Source organism: Legionella fallonii LLAP-10, assembly GCF_000953135.1.
Classification (GTDB): Bacteria; Pseudomonadota; Gammaproteobacteria; order Legionellales; family Legionellaceae; genus Legionella; species Legionella fallonii.
This window is the reverse complement of record NZ_LN614828.1, coordinates 25096-41196: the sequence shown is the minus strand read 5'-3', so window position 1 is coordinate 41196 and position 16101 is coordinate 25096. Positions and strand designations below refer to the sequence as shown.

Below are 16101 nucleotides of genomic sequence, written 5' to 3'. Positions count from 1 at the left end.
CGCTATTCCTTAATCAAAAGATACACATTAACTGCACCAACAATCACACCGACAAGGATTAAATTGATGGTCCAACTGATGGAAAACCCTTTTATTTTTTCATCGAGCCAAACCCCAAGATAGGCTCCGGCAATAATCGGTAATACAAAAACAAAGCCTAAGGTCCCTAAATAAACCGTTTGGGCTAATAAAGTGGATTTACTTTTTTTTGCCTGGTTCATTTTGTGAACACTTCGTTTCACCTGTTGTTCCAGTTCCTTCTTTGGATCTTTAAATGCCATAGCCATTCTGCCGTTTTAATTCCCATAAACGTTTTAACATTGCCTCATCCAAACGATGCAAGCTGTCTTTAATGCTCAAAAGATTTTCTTCTTCAAACTGTAATTCTTTCTCGAGTGCACTGTGTATGGCTTGATACTCTTTATGGCGCACATAATGGCGTGTCACAATGTAGAGTTGATTTTTATTAAAATAAACCACCGCGCCGGGTACAGCTAAATAGTGCGTTTCGTTATGTTCATCACGAAACCAGGCCAAACCAAACTTTAAACAGGTCATCATGCGGGCATGATTGGCCAAAATCCCAAACTGCCCCGAAGCATCCTCACCCACAAAACTAACCACCGTATCGATTTGTTCATATTGAGTTGCACTTTGAAGATGAATTGTAAATGGTTCCATGTCAGTCGTGAGCCCCCTTATTCATGGAGCCCATCATATAACACTCCTCTTCTGAAAATGCATCGTAATCGCCTTTGATGAAGGATTCGCAATCGGTTAAGGTTTGCTCTAATGCAACCGATTGCCCTTCAATACCGGTTTGTTGTTTGGTTACATGGAAAGGTTGCGTCAGGTAGCGTTGTAATTTACGCGCTCTTAACACAATATTGCGGTCTTGAGACGAAAGCTCTTCAATTCCCATCATGGAAATGATGTCTTCGAGTTCTTGATAACGTGCCAAATGTTCGCGTACGGCTTGCGCAATCGCATAATGGCGCTCGCCTAAAATCATTTTATCCATAAATTTACTTTTGGAAGCAAGTGCATCGATGGCAGGATAAATGCCTTTACCTGCTTGTGCGCGTGAGAGCACCACAATCGAATCCAAATGGGTCACAATGCCGGTCACGGCTGGGTCACTCATGTCATCGGCCGGAACATAAACGGCTTGCACAGAAGTAACAGCACCTTTCGGGGTTGAGGTAATCCGTTCTTCGAGTTCGGCAATCTCCGTCATTAAGGTCGGTTGATAGCCGACACTCGCCGACATTCTGCCTAAAAGTCCTGAAATTTCACTGCCTGCTTGCACAAAACGATAAACATTATCAATGAGAAAAAGCACTTCATGAGATAGCGTATCGCGAAGATATTCGGCATACGTTAATGCCGATAATCCCGTGCGAAAGCGTACACCGGGTGACTCATCCATTTGCCCAAATATCATTAGGGTCTTATCCATGACGCCTGCAGCTTGCATTTCGTGCCACAATTCATGACCTTCACGAATCCGCTCGCCAACCCCTGCAAAAACAGACGTTCCTTGGTGCAATTGAATGATGGCATGCATCAATTCCATCAGCAGGATGGTTTTTCCAACCCCGGCACCTCCAAACAACCCTGTTTTACTACCCCTAACGAAAGGACAAAGTAAATCGATAACCTTAATTCCCGTCTCAAGAATACCTTCCTGGGTCGTTGTCATGTCAATTGAGGTGGGCTTGTTGAGAATGTCACGATATTCCTTAGTTTCTAAGGGCAAAACCCCATCCAAAGGTTCGCCAAAAATATTTAAGAGTCGCCCAAGACAATTAGGAGAAACCGGAATTTGCAAAGGGGTGCCTTGATCATAAACAGCTAATCCCCGTTGTAGTCCTGTGGCACGATGTAAGGTAATGGCTCTGGCATGATGTTGGTCCAGATGCTGACACACCTCAAGTACATAACTGTCCGTATCAGTGTAGGTTTTGAGCGACTGATATAATGGGGGTAACACATCACAAAATATTTTTACAACAGGTCCATTGACTTCGACAATAGTGCCTACGGGGTTTTCATTGTCTTTGGCAACTGCAGTATTATCCATAATTGTTCACTTTAGTTCGCGTCGCACCATGTTAAACATCAAACTTTTTCCCTAATGCTATTCCATGAAACAAAAAATACTTTACATAAGAGACTTTAAAAATAATTACTTCTGAAGACGATGGCTTAGATTTAAAAAACCATCTCTAGTGGCCCCCACCTCCATGCCCACCGTGTCCTCCATGCCCTCCACTGGTGCCACCATAACCTTCTTCGGTTGTCGCAGAATTTTGCTGCGTTTTGTGGCATGCGCTAAGTAGCGCAGATAGGCTGGCTAACATAACGAAAAGAAGTACAACCATCCTTGTATTTTTCATTAATGGCTCCAAATTATAGAAAATGCAGTACATCTAGCGATGCTTTTAAAACTCTATCATATATTTGAGACTTATCCCAACTGTTTAAAACACTCATATTGATACTCATACGACCTTAGAACGCGGATAACACGATGTAAATGAAGAACTCTTGCTTTTTTTAATACCAATTTTTGTACCGCTTTTCCAAATGATCCAGCTTATAATGGTGCATCATCCAATTCCCGGATTATTCGCAGCAAATATATCCTGTTGTTTGTCCGGGGTTTATTTTTAATGACAGCACAAGTGCTCTGTAAATGGCTTGTTAGTGTTTTTTGATTCTTTGATTATGAATTAATATCCCCTTGAGAGGATTATCCCTTTTTGAAAAGCTGTTTGGAATGTTTAACGCCCGCCGGTCCCGCCAGGTCTTTTATTATGAACATTAAGATCATGAATATTAGGATTTTTAGTTTCTGAGCAAGAGTTTGCCAATAGCATAGCTCCTAAGAGACAACAAACAGCAATAACTGTTTTGAATAATTTAATCATGATCATTAGCTTCCATGTTAATCAATCTTTAATGAACAGACTTCAAATTAACCAGTACTCTCATTAAATTTATAAGTAAAAAAATGGTTTAACTTAGTATAGCTCAAAAAGATTTACTAAGCATGATATTGTCAAGTTGAGTTATTATCAAATCTATCTGTGTATGGCATTAGGCCTTCTTTTATACCAAGTCTAGTACCGCCATAATTCGATGTAAGTCAAACACCTTCATCAACCCCATTCTCGATATCAATTCCAGTAACTTCCACATGACCAGCAAAATGCATGAGGTTAGCCATGGAGTGATGATTGTTTATTTTTGTAAAAATACTCTTCCTGGTCCACAATAGAAACTATTGAGTCATTCAAAGTCGTGGTGAAGCATGGATAAGCAAGATACCGAAGTCCCAGATCAAATCTGGCATGATCTTTTTTCTTACCCAATAGATTATTGGCAACGCTCTGTTTTGTTTTTTGATACTTTGCGTGAACGGGCCAACAACATGATGGAACATGAAAAACAAGGATTACCGCTGCTGTTAAATTTTAAATATGAATTAGTCATGGATGGAAGAACACTTGACCCCAAAACCAATTATGCGTTAATTAAAATCCTCGAAGTAGGTGACGAGTGTTTTGAAAAATGTTTCGATCCTACTTTGTCGCCAGTGATTATCGTTGATCCCAGAGCAGGTCATGGGCCAGGTATTGGCGGCTTCAAACGTGACTCGGAAGTGGGCATTGCCATGCACAGTGGCCATCCCGTGTATTTCGTTATTTTTTATCCTGAGCCCATTCCTCACCAAAAGCTCGCCGATGTCTTGACCACCCTGCGCCATTTTGTCGAAAAAGTGCAAGCCTTGCATGAAGGTAACTCCCCTATTCTTTATGGTAATTGCCAAGCAGGTTGGATGCTTGCTCTATTAGCCTCAGATTGTGTGGGATCGGTTGGTTTGACGGTCATGAATGGTTCCCCTGTTTCTTATTGGGCAAACAATGAAGAAGAAGCTAATCCCATGCAACTCTTAGGTGGACTCTTAGGCGGCGTATGGAGTGCACGCTTTCTCTCCGATTTAAAGGATGGAACCTTTGATGGGGCCTGGTTGGTTTCCAATTTCGAGATTTTAAATCCGACCACGACGATCTGGGATAAATATTATGGTTTATTTGATCAAATGGATGTGGAGCAGGAGCGATTTTTAGAATTTGAACGCTGGTGGAATGGTTTTTACCAATTTAGCCAAGAAGAAATTACAGCCACCGTGAATAATCTTTTTGTTGGCGATCAATTAGAACGTGGTGAAATGCTGATTCATCCAGGATGTGTTTACGATTTAAAACGCATTCAAAGCCCCATTGTTGTCTTTGCTTCCCAAGGCGATCAAATTACCCCACCACGACAGGCCTTACACTGGATAAGAACGATTTATCCCACGACTCAAGCTTTGAAGAAGGCCAAACAGCGCATTGTTTACCTCCTTCATCCATCAGTTGGGCATTTAGGGATTTTTGTATCCGCCAAAGTCGTGCGCCTGCACCATCGCGCCATCTTAGAACACGGTACTGCTATTGAACAATTAAAGCCTGGACTCTATGAAATGGTGATTGTGAATCCAACGGGCGACCCGGATTGCAGCAAAGAGCAATATCATGTGCGTTTTGAGGAACGTGATATTACCGAGCTGTGCACGAGTAGTCCAACACAGCCTTTTGAAAAGGTTCGGCAAGTGTCTGAAGCCAATGATTTGCTGTATCAGTCGGTGATGCAACCCCTTGTGCGAAGCACCAGCAATCCCTTTTTATCCTGGTGGCTTGAGAAAACCCATCCTATGCGATTAAGTCGCTACGTTTTTTCTGAAAAAATAAATCCACTCATGAAGTCTATAGAATTATTGGGGCAATCCATTAAAGCAAATCGCCAAATAATCCCAGAGAGCAATTATTTTAAAAAAATAGAACATGAAATGGCTGAAACTATAAGGGATTCGTTGGAATCGGCCAGAACAATGCGTAATGAGTTCATGATTAGCTTATTTGACACGCTGTATAAGGACCACGATTAACCTATAGAAAGTTAATTAATTGAGCGTATCACATCAAATTCATCATCTAAATCATGATTATTGTCTCGATGAATGGCTTCACGTGGATTCGCTTCATCAAGATAAACGTTATCGCTCTTTGTTTTTTCTTCACGTTCATTCTGTTTCAAAAAATCCCTCACCTGAGTATTCATCACCATTCCTTTTACTGATTCTCTGATTAAATTGGCAACGATTGTGGACTTTATGCACTATTCATTAAAGAAAAATGAAAAAGGGATGCATCTGAAAAAGCAAAACCAGGGTGAGCGTCTCATTGCCTCACCCGCAGGCCTCTAATTCTATTTTTAAATACATCCAATACTCTTTAATCTTAATAGAGAATTTATTCCCCTTTCATCATCGAGCATCCCATCATTCCATTGTCCATCATCATTTTTTGCCTATCCATCATCATTTGCATCATCGTTTGCATCATCTTCATGCGTTTTCCCATCATTTCCGGATTGGTTGCCGTCTCACCACCCATCTTTTGCATGATGTCCATGCCATGTTGTATCTCTGGCATTTGAGTTTTCAGTAATGCTTTCTTTTCTTCTGGTGTCTTAGCATTCATCAGTTGATCGTGCATCTCCTGCAATTTTTTCATTTCTTCTTGCATTTGTTGCATTGGCGCGGATTGCTGATCGTTATTTTGCATCGTATTGCCAGACGTAGTATTCATCATATCGTCCTCTGCATAGAGGGTTGGAGTCACCACGCTCAAGGTAGTCAAGATAATGAGTGCATTAAGTTTCAACATACAACCTCCTTGTTATTTTAGAAAGTAACCATACGTTACGTTCGAAAGTATATACCATTTTTCAAGGTATTGGTTCATTCAGATTAGGCAAAAACATAGCAATTATAAAAATTCAGAGTTATATTATACTGATGTATGACTTCTCTTCGGGTATCACTCGAGACAATGATTAGGCCAGGAAGATAAATCGATGATAACGATCCTCTGAACTCCCTTGCAAGCAATCAGGTTACGAGTAATGAGATGATGCCAAATGATGGAGCGCGACGGATATTATAAAATGAAACGGATGCCAAACGAAAAGGGTTTGCCCACATCGATGTCTCGAGGTGAAGAACGTGGTGTACTTGAGTCAAATCGATTGCACAAGCCCTTGCATAGCCCAAGTACATTCGGTTGTCGGATAACAATGAAGATCACGTCATTCATGATGGTGATGCTCGTGGGGATAACGCCCTCATCGACTGTATTCGCCCAAATGTCACCAGCAGACCACGCAGCACACCATCAGGGCAGTAATAATAACACCACGTCCACATTACCTCCCATTTCAACAACTCCGACTCCAACAAACGCAACGACGCAACCCTCAGAGCATGCAGCGCATCATAAAGGTGGTGCTGGCGGAAATATGATGGCTCCGTCTTCCGCCAAGCCAGGGCCTGCTGGCTGTTGTGGGGAGATGGCAACTGGCGGAAAGCCCTTTTATGCTTCGCTGATGGATTTTCCAGAACTCACTGATGAAGCGCGCCAATACATCAGAAATGAGGCCGTAGCTCGTCTCGGTTTAGGCGTGCAAATCATCACCGCAATACAAACTGAGCTTCATCGTGCCTTATCAACCAATGATCCTGCGGCCGCGCAAACTGCTCTAAAACAAGTGCGCGAGGGCCTATCATTTGCTGCCAGTGGGGCCAGTGCGCTACAGGCCTTAAATGAAACGCAACCACCACCTCAAATCGCGCTCACTTGGTTTAAGCGTGAAATGAATATTGAGGATAACACGGGTAATGAGATGAACGGCGGTTTTCGTGATCTCTCTTGGCTTCATTGGATAGTGATGCTCCTCTTGGTGGCTGCGCTGATGATGGCCCTTCTCGTTCAGCGGGCACGACATCGTCGGATTAACTCCCTGATTCAACGCCTAACACCTGGCAGTGAACCAGTAAAGCCTAGTACGAGTAACAGTCCTAAACCACCTGAATTGGAAGCATCTCCTCCAAAAACAGAGCCCCCTGCGCCCATACGGTGGTCAGGTATCTTACGCACCACGGCAATCTTCGATGAGACCCCAAACGTTAAAACCTTCCGGCTGATGGAGCCCAATCTTGGCCAAATACCGTTTATATTTTTGCCCGGACAGTACGCCACCATTACTTCAGTCATTAATGGCCAAAAAATACGTCGCTGCTATACTATCTCTTCATCGCCAACGCAACACGATTATATAGAGCTTACCGTGAAACGTGAGCAGTATGGAGTGGAATCGCGCCATCTTCACGATCACATCAACACAGGTGATTTGCTCGAGGTCTCTGCACCGGCCGGTGAGTTTTTCTTCACCGGCAAAGAAGCCAACGGCATCGTGCTCATCGCCGGAGGGGTGGGCATCACGCCCATGATGAGTGTTTTGCGCTATCTTACCGATCGCTCCTATCCCAAGGACATTCATCTGCTCTATGCTGTGAACACACCCTCTGATATCATCTTTCGTGAAGAATGCACCCATATTGCACGTCACCACCCGAATGTCAGTGTAGATGTGATTGTGCAAGCCACCGATGGCGCTGACTGGACAGGCCCAGTGGGCTTCATCACGCCCGATTTTATCGAAAAGGCGATTCCAGACATCGTCCATCACCGGATCCATCTTTGCGGCCCCGTGCCGATGATGGATGCAGTCAAAGCAGCCCTTCTGCAACTTAAAATTCCATCTGAACAAGTGAAGACAGAGCACTTCGCACCACCAAAAGGGGGTCCTGTATTTACTACTGAGCCACCTATTTTTTCCTCTACCGCAAAAATACCAGAAGCACCAACGGACGTCTCACCGATGATGCCCCCTTCAGCGCATGCAACCATCAATTTTTCAAAGTCAAACAAATCCGGCCCACTCGCGCCCAATCAATCGGTGCTTGAGGCGGCTGAGGCGATCGGTGTCTTTATCGATTCTGAATGCCGAACTGGCATTTGCGGGCGATGTAAAGTGCACCTTTTAGAGGGCTCAGTGAACATGGAGGTGGACGATGCATTGTCCGCAGAAGAAAAAGCGGCTGGTGTTATTCTTGCCTGCCAAGCGAAATCACCCAGCGATCTGGTAGTGGAGGCTTAATCATGGCTACCGAAGCTGAGAAAGTCATCGTAGGCGGTCTTTTAAGCGCATTAGCACTGATTGTTCCGGTGTTTCTTTTTCACGTGGCACCTCAGTTTCCGGGCAGCTTTATAGGTTTTCTATTTGGAGTTGCTGCAGCCACTTTATTTGTGCTACTCCTCGCTTATTCCCTCGTCAAACGATACCCTTGGATTAGAGAGCGCTTTAAAAGAGTGCTTCCAATAGGCACCGTTTTATCCTTCCACGTTTATGCAGGTACCCTTGGAGCACTTCTTGGGATTATTCATTCAGGACATAAATTTCAAAGCCCCTTAGGCATTACACTGATTATTCTGATGCTCGCGGTGGTCGCCACAGGATTTGTAGGGCGATATTATCTGGCACAAATCGGACTTGAGTTGAGTGATAAGCAAAAAGAACTCACTATTCTGCGTAACCGCTACGACAGCCTTGTGCACAGTGCGCGCAATTTAGAAAATCAAGCGGTGGTTGACCCTTCCGGAATCGCCTTGACTCATTTGCTTGGAGCAATTTCAGACCTCGAGTTTTCCATTACCGCCCAAGACCTGCTGAAAAAAGCATTTGGGCGTTGGCTCATCGTGCACATTGTCACCGCTATAGCGATGTACGTGGCCTTAGCCTTGCACATTTGGAGTTCAATCTATTATGGCCTACGGTGGCTCCCATGAAATCTCTTGCCCTGGCAGGATTGCTTGTTGCACTCCTCCTCATCATCTTCACTATCGTTGCCCCTTCCGCTCAATCCAGTGGTGATGAGCTATCGGTCTGGAACGCTGCCGTCAATCCTGGTCCGCTTTCAGCAGCGCACACCTTCTTAAGCAATAAATGCGAAAGCTGCCATGCTCCCAACCAAGGAATTGTGGCGGAGAAATGCATCACGTGCCACGCTTCATCACCCGAACTGTTAATGAATCCTGTCGATTCGTTCCATGCACATCTAAGCGATTGTCGCGGCTGTCATGCGGAACATCAAGGAAACAAGGCGCGTCCCATCCACATGGATCATGGGCGGCTCGTAAACATTTCTCTAAAATATGTATTGGAAACAGAAGGCCCTGCGCAGACCGACTCGCCTCATCCCACCCGATTAGACTGTCATTCTTGCCATGTTTTTCAGGATAAACACCAGGAATATTTTGGCAAAGAATGCGCTACCTGCCATTCGGAAAAGAGCTGGAAGATTCCCGGCTACTTGCATCCTAGCCCCACATCCACCAATTGCGTCGAATGCCATAAAGCACCACCAAGTCATCGCATGGAACACTTTGGGATGGTGGATCAGTCGGTTACTGGGGAAAAGGAAGCGCGTATTGACCAATGTTATCGGTGTCATCAAACGGACTCCTTCAACGATATAAAGGGCGTCGGCTGGTTTAAGATGCACTGACCTTGAGAATGTCGTCTCTATTGATGGTCTATTGAATTTAAGAGACAATAGATAATTATAGGGAACCGAGGGGATATGACGCTTAAAACCTCTTCGAGAAATCAATACTAGGGAGATTCCACCATGATAGAAATCCTACCCAATTGGCATCCTATCTTTGTTCATTTTACCGTGGCTTTATTTACCACCGCTTTTGGTTTCAACCTACTTGCTTATTTGGCTCCTTATGTACGATTCATTCCCGCAAAAATGGCTTTAGAATTTGAAGTGGTTAGCCGTTGGTGCTTATGGAGTGCTGCTGTCGTGACTGTATTGACCGTCCTAGCAGGTCTTTACGCCTACAATACCGTCACACATGATGAGGCAGGACACATGGCCATGACTGATCACCGTAATTGGGCCTTGTCTACGGCTTTTGTCATGGGGTTAGTTGCCATTTGGTCGATATGGCGCTACGCCAAGCAGAAAACAGTGACCATCACGTTCCTAATCGCAATGCTTCTGGTGCAAGGTTTACTACTCGCTACAGCCTGGCGTGGCGGTGAGCTTGTTTATCGTCATGGGTTGGGCGTCATGTCATTACCCAAAGCAGAGGGAGAAAAGCAGCATCATCATGAGGACAATATTATGATTGAAAGCCCTCTTAAGGCCCCGGCCAAAAAATAGAACGAGCAACCTAATCGAAATAATAAGGGAGAATGGATTCGGTGAAAAAAATAATTACATTACTTTTTATCGTATTGTTGGTATCCAATGTGTTTGCTGCAAAGCAAGTAATCAATTTGGTCGTGGGATACAAAACAGTTTACTTTGCAGGGAAACCCCGAAAGGCCATTGCGGTGAATAATCAAATTCCCGCACCCACCTTGCATTTTAAAGAAGGGGATCAGGTCACCATCAATGTGACTAATCATCTTGATAAAGGGACGTCAATCCATTGGCATGGTCTTTTAGTACCTTGGCAAATGGATGGTGTAGAAGAACTGAGCCAAAAAGAAATTCCCCCTGGTGGCGTTTTTCATTATCAGTTCACCTTGGAACAAGCCGGCACTTATTGGTATCATGCCCATGCAGGCCTACAAGAACAACAAGGTTTGTATGGCGCCTTTCTCATCGATCCGCCTAAAGCACCTCATTATCATTATACTAAAGATTTTGTGGTTGTCTTATCCGACTGGATAAATACAAAACCAGAACGAGTTTTAGCGAACCTTAAAAAAGCTGGAGATTACTATGCGCCTCGTTTTCCCCTTCAACCTTCGCTTGTAAAATTTATTCATGATTATAAAAAAGGTTCCGTTGAAGAGCGGAAAAGTTTAATCGCAGATTACAAAATGATGCAACAAATGCGTATGAGCATTTATGACATCAGTGATGTTGCCTATGATGCCTTTTTACTCAATGGCCAACCCAAAACCAACCCGTGGACCGCATTAGTTAAAAAAGGAGATGTAGTCCGCTTACGTTTTATTGGGGCAGGCGGTGGCACCATTTTTCATGTAAAAATTCCTGGTACGACCATGCAGATGGTCCATGTACAAGGTAATGATGTGAGCCCTTATACAATCGATGATTTTACAGTAGCGCCTGGGGAAACCTATGACGTATTGGTCAAAATTCAAAATAATGCACCCTATATTATTTACGCCGAATCATTCGATACCGTGGGCGCTGCTTATGGGGCCTTAGTCAGCTCAGCCAATCAACCGATTAATTACGGAGCGGTAACTCCATTCCCAGAGCCCTTACCTGTCTCCAGAGACATGATGGCATTAATGATGGGACAGATGAACCAAGGCTCTTTACCTAAGACAATGAATTCATCGGCTATGACAAAAACAACACCTCATGCCCATACTATGAAGATGAATTCAAACACGAAGATGAATTCAGACACGAAAATGAATTCAGACATGAAGACGAATTCCGACATGAAGACGAATTCCGACATGAAGACGAATTCCGACATGAAGACGAATTCCGACATGAAAACGAATTCCGACATGAAAACGAATTCCGACATGAAAACGAATTCCGACATGAAAACGAATTCCGACATGAAAACGAATTCCGACATGAAAACGAATTCCGACATGAAAACGAATTCCGACATGAAAACGAATTCCGACATGAAAACGAATTCCGACATGAAAACGAATTCCGACATGAAAACGAATTCCGACATGAAAACGAATTCAGGCATGAAAACGAATTCCGACATGAAAATGGATTCAGGCATGAAAATGAATTCAGACATGAAGACGAATTCCGACATGAAAACGAATTCAGGCATGAAAACGAATTCCGACATGAAAACGAATTCCGACATGAAAACGAATTCAGGCATGAAAATGGATTCAGGCATGAAAATGGATTCAGGCATGAAAATGGATTCAGGCATGAAAACGAATTCCGACATGAAGACGAATTCCGACATGAAGACGAATTCCGACATGAAGACGAATTCCGACATGAAAACGAATTCCGACATGAAAACGAATTCAGGCATGAAAACGAATTCAGGCATGAAAATGGATTCAGGCATGAAAATGAATTCAGACATGAAAATGAATTCAGACATGAAGACGAATTCAGACATGAAGACGAATTCCGACATGAAGACGAATTCCGACATGAAAACGAATTCCGACATGAAAACGAATTCAGGCATGAAAACGAATTCAGGCATGAAAATGGATTCAGGCATGAAAATGGATTCAGGCATGAAAATGGATTCAGGCATGAAAATGGATTCAGGCATGAAAATGGATTCAGGCATGAAAATGGATTCAGGCATGAAAATGGATTCAGGCATGAAAATGGATTCAGGCATGAAGATGAGTATGCCCACTGAACCATCCATTATAGGCGACAAGCTGTCTCCTCCCAGCTCCTCGTACAAAACCTCGGTAGGAACAAAATATCAACCGATGGTCGCGACGATTAAAACCAACGATCCGAATAAACCTGTGTTCAAGGTGATCAATATGGATTTGTTTGGCTATATGGATCAATTCATTTGGTTTATAAACGGCGTGCCTGCTTATAAAGCACATCCAATCATTTTAGAGCCCAATAAACGGTATCGTTTTGTTATCACCAATACATCGATGATGCATCATCCCATGCATATTCATGGCCATTGGTTTATTTTGCGCAAAGGAAATGATGCCTATGATCCCTTATTGCATACGATTGATGTCCCACCTGGGGCCACCATGACCGCAGATGTGGATACGGATGCAAGCGGCCAATGGTTTTTTCATTGTCATTTCCTCTATCACATGGTAGCGGGCATGTCACGAATGTTTCAGTATTCTACCTTAATCGAAATCACCAAAGGGGAAAGAAAACCGCAAGACATTGTGAAACAAACACCCTATTATAATCGCCCCATTGTACGAGTCGATGAAGCAAGACCCATCGATCTCTCTCTGGCTAAGCATCCCATGGTACATCCCGCAGGATTATGGATGGCTTCACTCATTGATGTAGGGGCAGATCCCTTCCATAATGCGCAACGTCTTAACTATAGGGGATTATATGGACCTGATTACAATAAATTGGAGTTATTCGTCAATGATGCCGAACTGTATAAGGGAAAACTTGAAAATGCAGACATTGATATTTTTTACTGGCATTTAATCAGTCAATTTTGGGCGATTAAAGGCGGCGCTAATTACACCAATAAACCGGCTAATACACCTTATTGGCAACCAGGGATCGGTCTTGAAGGAATAATGCCTTATTTTATTGATACCAATCTTAGAGGCTATTACTACAATGGTAGTGCGAAATTAGATCTTGAGTTATCACGTGATACGCAAATCACCAATAATTTTCTCATCAGAGCAGGAATACGAAGCATCCTCGCTTCAAAAACGGTGACCCAAGCTGATATCGGCAGTGGGTTGAATCAAATGCGTTATATTGTACGACCTTATTACCGCTTAATGCCAGCCTTAGACCTGTTTGTTGAATACGAACATGAGCATAGTTATGGGGCATTTAAGACCATTCAAGTCAATCAAGGTGAAGCGCCGACCCAAGACACGGTAACCTTTGGCCTTGTCTTGTTACTTTAATGAAGGAGAGTGATAATAAACAATGACGCTTCACGATTCCCTTACTTTTGTCTGCTTTCCTGACGAAGACAACTGTGCTATGTACATTCTGGAATAGCACAATGATGTCGCATAAGAGCAGTATGAATCGAGAGGCTCATACGGCTCTATGATAAGCTAAGAAGAAAGACCCTTGGCTTATCAGTTACGATGAAGCACTTATTTTTTCACACTCTTGAGCGCAATGAATACTCGTATCAGCACACCATTTACAATGCTCCATGTGACTAGCACGTTCTCTGCAAGCTTTAGCACAAAGAGCACAGATTTCTTGAACATATTGCGATCCTCTGGCCATCATTTCAGCGGCTAGAGCACAGAGTTGTGCGCAATCCTTCCTACCAACCTCAAAATAACCACCCCTATCCTTGTCTTTATCCTCATTGCGACAAGCTGTTCCGCAATGTTCACATTGAGCAGCACATGCCAAACAGGCTTCGATACACATTTGATATTGTTCATGAGCCATAATCATTTCCCTATTATATAGATAAGATTCCAATTCTTAATATAGTATAATTTTACTGTTTGCAGCGATAGGCTTTACCCTCTAACCCATGTCGATCAACCAAGTGCGTTTTCGGATTGCCTGTAAATAGTGACTGATGTTGGGTAATCGTAAGGGTATTTGCTCCTAAAAGAGCCGACTTATTTTTTAAAATATTGAGTTCATCTTGATACAAATGCTCATGGGATTGATACGATTGTGAAACTCCATTCACATCGTAAGCAGATATTTTGTCCAAATACTGACAACTTCGGCTGAGCTTACCTGCTTTGACTACTTTGATTTGAGCTCCTTCTGAAGTGAGCGCTACATTTTTACTACAACTTGAAAGCCCAACTAAGAGCGTAACTAATAGACAGTAGCTCGTCTTTTTTCTCATTTAATGCTCCTTGTTATTCTTTATTCTCTTTTAATTTAAAATGAGTCAATGCCATTTAATAAATGAATCATGCTCTAGGTGCACGCTCGCTAAAACCTACTCAGCTAATCATAAATCATGAATGCATCTCATGCGTCATGGTTAAAGGAGGCATAGCAACTCCTTTATAATGAACCAGGGTCATCATCCCACTTTCTTGATGATACAGCATATGACAATGCATCATCCAATTACCCGGATTATCCGTATCAAATTGCACCTTCACCGTGGAATGAGGCAAAACCAGTACGGTATCTTGGATGGCGCCGTTTTTAATGGCTTTTCCATCAATTTCAGTCACTTCAAACACATGACCATGTAAATGCATGGGATGAGCCATAGTGGTCTGATTGTGAAACAGCATCTCTACCCGTTTATTGGAAGTGACTTGCAAAGGTTTTATATGAGGCCAAACTTGTTTATTAATGGACCACGAATAACCCATCATATCACCCTCCAGATTGACAACCAGCGTTTGCCCAGGATTTTGTGGTTTTAAAGGATTTACTGCCTTGAGCTTGAGTTCCTGGTCGTAATTGAGTGCACCCGCTGTTGAATCCGCTTGCTCTTTAAGGACAGGAATAGTTGCTTTTGGTGTGGCAAGAATAAGGCCCGTTTGCATGGACGTGCCCTCACCTTGTGCAAGGATAGGATAAGCCTTTTCACCGACAGGAATTTTAACCAGTACATCCAGGCGTTGTCCTACTGGTAATTGAAACTGATTGGATTTCACAGGCTTAATCGGCTGACCATCAATGGCAATGGCCTCACCCTGTAACTGTCCCGTGTTGAGAAAAAAATTGGTCATCGCAGAGCCCGCTATAAAGCGCAAGCGTACGGTATCGCCAGGACGAACAGAGACGATTTCAGGATTTTTAAGGGTGCGGTAATTAGTAAGAAAGGCATCATAGGCCACATCATTTAAATCAAGCGTTACCTGCTTGCCATTCGCGGAAGCCATTCCACCGCCATGGTGCATGTGCGCCATTTCACCGTGTTTTAATTCAGCAAAAATGAGTTCCGGTTTTTTATAACTAAAATCACCAATGAATAACGTGACGTCCTTAGTGCTTTGGACCTCATCAGGATCGGATATAATGAGTGGAGCCGACAAGAACTGTTGGACTTGCAAGTCATGATGCGAATGCATCCAATAAGTCCCAGATTGTTTTAACGGAAAATGATAATGGTATTCACCACCTGGCGGAATAGGAGCCTGAGTGATGTAAGGCACGCCATCTTGATCATTAGGAACCATCAAGCCATGCCAGTGTACTGCCGTAGGTTTATCCGTCTGGTTTTTTACAATAGCGTCAAACATCTGTCCCTTTATCCCATAAAAACCCCAAGTCCCATCGGGCTGTTCTATTTTAAACAATTCACTCGCTTTACCATTGATGGTGGTCGTGTATTTTTTTATAAGGAGTACGGTGGGTTTCGCAGGTTTCGACACAGGCGCATTAGCGCCTGCAATTAGGTTATTTAAAACTAAAACAATGAACAATAAACCGCGAACAACTAACATCATAACAGC

The 16101-nt window shown here is 43.2% G+C and carries 16 protein-coding genes; 6 read left to right on the top strand and 10 right to left on the bottom strand.

All coding sequences use genetic code 11. The annotated features are described in order from the left end of the window. Window positions 1-2 precede the first annotated feature (2 nt). From LFA_RS17625 to LFA_RS19980, 5 genes are all read right to left on the bottom strand, one after another. Window positions 3-281, bottom strand: a complete 279-nt coding sequence (locus LFA_RS17625) for an AtpZ/AtpI family protein (protein WP_045097937.1) — start codon at window positions 279-281, stop codon at window positions 3-5. After that, window positions 271-681 carry a F0F1 ATP synthase subunit epsilon gene (locus tag LFA_RS17620; RefSeq protein WP_045097763.1) on the bottom strand — a complete coding sequence of 137 codons (411 nt, stop codon included), beginning with the start codon at window positions 679-681 and terminating at the stop codon, window positions 271-273. The genes LFA_RS17625 and LFA_RS17620 overlap by 11 nt, the downstream gene beginning before the upstream one ends. Before the next feature lies 1 nt (window position 682). After that, window positions 683-2083: a F0F1 ATP synthase subunit beta gene (gene atpD, locus LFA_RS17615; RefSeq protein WP_045097762.1), complete on the bottom strand. Its 1401-nt coding sequence runs from the start codon at window positions 2081-2083 to the stop codon at window positions 683-685. A gap of 145 nt (window positions 2084-2228) precedes the next feature. Further along, window positions 2229-2399 carry a hypothetical protein gene (locus LFA_RS19985; protein WP_157010454.1) on the bottom strand — a complete coding sequence of 57 codons (171 nt, stop codon included), beginning with the start codon at window positions 2397-2399 and terminating at the stop codon, window positions 2229-2231. Window positions 2400-2786: 387 nt separating this feature from the next. Next, the gene (locus LFA_RS19980) at window positions 2787-2933 is read right to left on the bottom strand and encodes a hypothetical protein (protein ID WP_157010453.1); all 147 of its coding nucleotides are present in this window, start codon (window positions 2931-2933) and stop codon (window positions 2787-2789) included. Between the two features lie 383 nt (window positions 2934-3316). Between LFA_RS19980 and LFA_RS17610 the strand changes: the two genes are divergently transcribed. Beyond that, complete coding sequence (locus tag LFA_RS17610; RefSeq protein ID WP_045097761.1) at window positions 3317-4996, top strand: DUF3141 domain-containing protein; 1680 nt, start codon at window positions 3317-3319, stop codon at window positions 4994-4996. Between the two features lie 11 nt (window positions 4997-5007). On the opposite strand, the gene LFA_RS19975 is transcribed toward LFA_RS17610, so the two are convergent. Both LFA_RS19975 and LFA_RS17605 read right to left on the bottom strand, forming a co-directional pair. Further along, a complete protein-coding gene (locus LFA_RS19975; RefSeq protein WP_157010452.1) occupies window positions 5008-5169 on the bottom strand; it encodes a hypothetical protein in 162 nt (53 codons plus the stop codon). Window positions 5170-5360: 191 nt separating this feature from the next. Continuing rightward, window positions 5361-5777 (bottom strand): hypothetical protein, encoded by a 417-nt coding sequence (locus LFA_RS17605; RefSeq protein WP_045097760.1) that lies wholly within the window; start codon window positions 5775-5777, stop codon window positions 5361-5363. 409 nt (window positions 5778-6186) lie between these two features. Here LFA_RS17605 and LFA_RS17600 point away from each other — a divergent pair, with 409 nt between their 5' ends. The 5 genes from LFA_RS17600 to LFA_RS20410 all read left to right on the top strand — a co-directional run bounded on the left by LFA_RS17600 (window position 6187) and on the right by LFA_RS20410 (window position 13602). Beyond that, window positions 6187-8109: an FAD-binding oxidoreductase gene (locus LFA_RS17600; protein WP_231865953.1), complete on the top strand. Its 1923-nt coding sequence runs from the start codon at window positions 6187-6189 to the stop codon at window positions 8107-8109. Window positions 8110-8111: 2 nt separating this feature from the next. Continuing rightward, window positions 8112-8798, top strand: coding sequence for an iron reductase (locus LFA_RS17595; RefSeq protein WP_045097759.1), 687 nt, complete (start codon window positions 8112-8114; stop codon window positions 8796-8798). After that, a complete protein-coding gene (locus LFA_RS17590; RefSeq protein ID WP_045097758.1) occupies window positions 8795-9517 on the top strand; it encodes a cytochrome c3 family protein in 723 nt (240 codons plus the stop codon). The genes LFA_RS17595 and LFA_RS17590 overlap by 4 nt, the downstream gene beginning before the upstream one ends. A gap of 123 nt (window positions 9518-9640) precedes the next feature. Then, on the top strand, window positions 9641-10183 hold the full coding sequence (locus LFA_RS17585) for a DUF2231 domain-containing protein (protein WP_045097757.1): 543 nt from the start codon (window positions 9641-9643) through the stop codon (window positions 10181-10183). Between the two features lie 41 nt (window positions 10184-10224). Then, entirely contained in the window at window positions 10225-13602 is a 3378-nt protein-coding gene (locus LFA_RS20410; protein WP_407927646.1) for a multicopper oxidase domain-containing protein, read from the top strand. Between the two features lie 184 nt (window positions 13603-13786). Here LFA_RS20410 and LFA_RS17570 read toward each other — a convergent pair whose 3' ends face one another. The 3 genes from LFA_RS17570 to LFA_RS17560 all read right to left on the bottom strand — a co-directional run bounded on the left by LFA_RS17570 (window position 13787) and on the right by LFA_RS17560 (window position 16095). Further along, window positions 13787-14110 (bottom strand): ferredoxin, encoded by a 324-nt coding sequence (locus LFA_RS17570; protein WP_045097756.1) that lies wholly within the window; start codon window positions 14108-14110, stop codon window positions 13787-13789. Between the two features lie 52 nt (window positions 14111-14162). Continuing rightward, window positions 14163-14528 carry a DUF4156 domain-containing protein gene (locus LFA_RS17565; RefSeq protein ID WP_045097755.1) on the bottom strand — a complete coding sequence of 122 codons (366 nt, stop codon included), beginning with the start codon at window positions 14526-14528 and terminating at the stop codon, window positions 14163-14165. 115 nt (window positions 14529-14643) lie between these two features. Beyond that, the gene (locus LFA_RS17560) at window positions 14644-16095 is read right to left on the bottom strand and encodes a multicopper oxidase family protein (RefSeq protein ID WP_157010451.1); all 1452 of its coding nucleotides are present in this window, start codon (window positions 16093-16095) and stop codon (window positions 14644-14646) included. Between the last annotated feature and the right edge of the window lie 6 nt (window positions 16096-16101).

Excerpts from the sequence above, each read along its gene's own strand:
- LFA_RS19985 (WP_157010454.1), bottom strand. The coding sequence starts at position 2,399 with ATGAAAAATACAAGGATGGTTGTACTTCTTTTCGTTATGTTAGCCAGC.
- LFA_RS17595 (WP_045097759.1), top strand. The coding sequence starts at position 8,112 with ATGGCTACCGAAGCTGAGAAAGTCATCGTAGGCGGTCTTTTAAGCGCA.
- LFA_RS17560 (WP_157010451.1), bottom strand. The coding sequence starts at position 16,095 with ATGATGTTAGTTGTTCGCGGTTTATTGTTCATTGTTTTAGTTTTAAAT.
- LFA_RS17570 (WP_045097756.1), bottom strand. The coding sequence starts at position 14,110 with ATGGCTCATGAACAATATCAAATGTGTATCGAAGCCTGTTTGGCATGT.
- LFA_RS17585 (WP_045097757.1), top strand. The coding sequence starts at position 9,641 with ATGATAGAAATCCTACCCAATTGGCATCCTATCTTTGTTCATTTTACC.
- LFA_RS17605 (WP_045097760.1), bottom strand. The coding sequence starts at position 5,777 with ATGTTGAAACTTAATGCACTCATTATCTTGACTACCTTGAGCGTGGTG.
- LFA_RS17590 (WP_045097758.1), top strand. The coding sequence starts at position 8,795 with ATGAAATCTCTTGCCCTGGCAGGATTGCTTGTTGCACTCCTCCTCATC.
- LFA_RS19980 (WP_157010453.1), bottom strand. The coding sequence starts at position 2,933 with ATGATTAAATTATTCAAAACAGTTATTGCTGTTTGTTGTCTCTTAGGA.
- LFA_RS17625 (WP_045097937.1), bottom strand. The coding sequence starts at position 281 with ATGGCATTTAAAGATCCAAAGAAGGAACTGGAACAACAGGTGAAACGA.
- atpD (WP_045097762.1), bottom strand. The coding sequence starts at position 2,083 with ATGGATAATACTGCAGTTGCCAAAGACAATGAAAACCCCGTAGGCACT.
- LFA_RS19975 (WP_157010452.1), bottom strand. The coding sequence starts at position 5,169 with ATGAATACTCAGGTGAGGGATTTTTTGAAACAGAATGAACGTGAAGAA.
- LFA_RS17610 (WP_045097761.1), top strand. The coding sequence starts at position 3,317 with ATGGATAAGCAAGATACCGAAGTCCCAGATCAAATCTGGCATGATCTT.
- LFA_RS17565 (WP_045097755.1), bottom strand. The coding sequence starts at position 14,528 with ATGAGAAAAAAGACGAGCTACTGTCTATTAGTTACGCTCTTAGTTGGG.
- LFA_RS17600 (WP_231865953.1), top strand. The coding sequence starts at position 6,187 with ATGAAGATCACGTCATTCATGATGGTGATGCTCGTGGGGATAACGCCC.
- LFA_RS17620 (WP_045097763.1), bottom strand. The coding sequence starts at position 681 with ATGGAACCATTTACAATTCATCTTCAAAGTGCAACTCAATATGAACAA.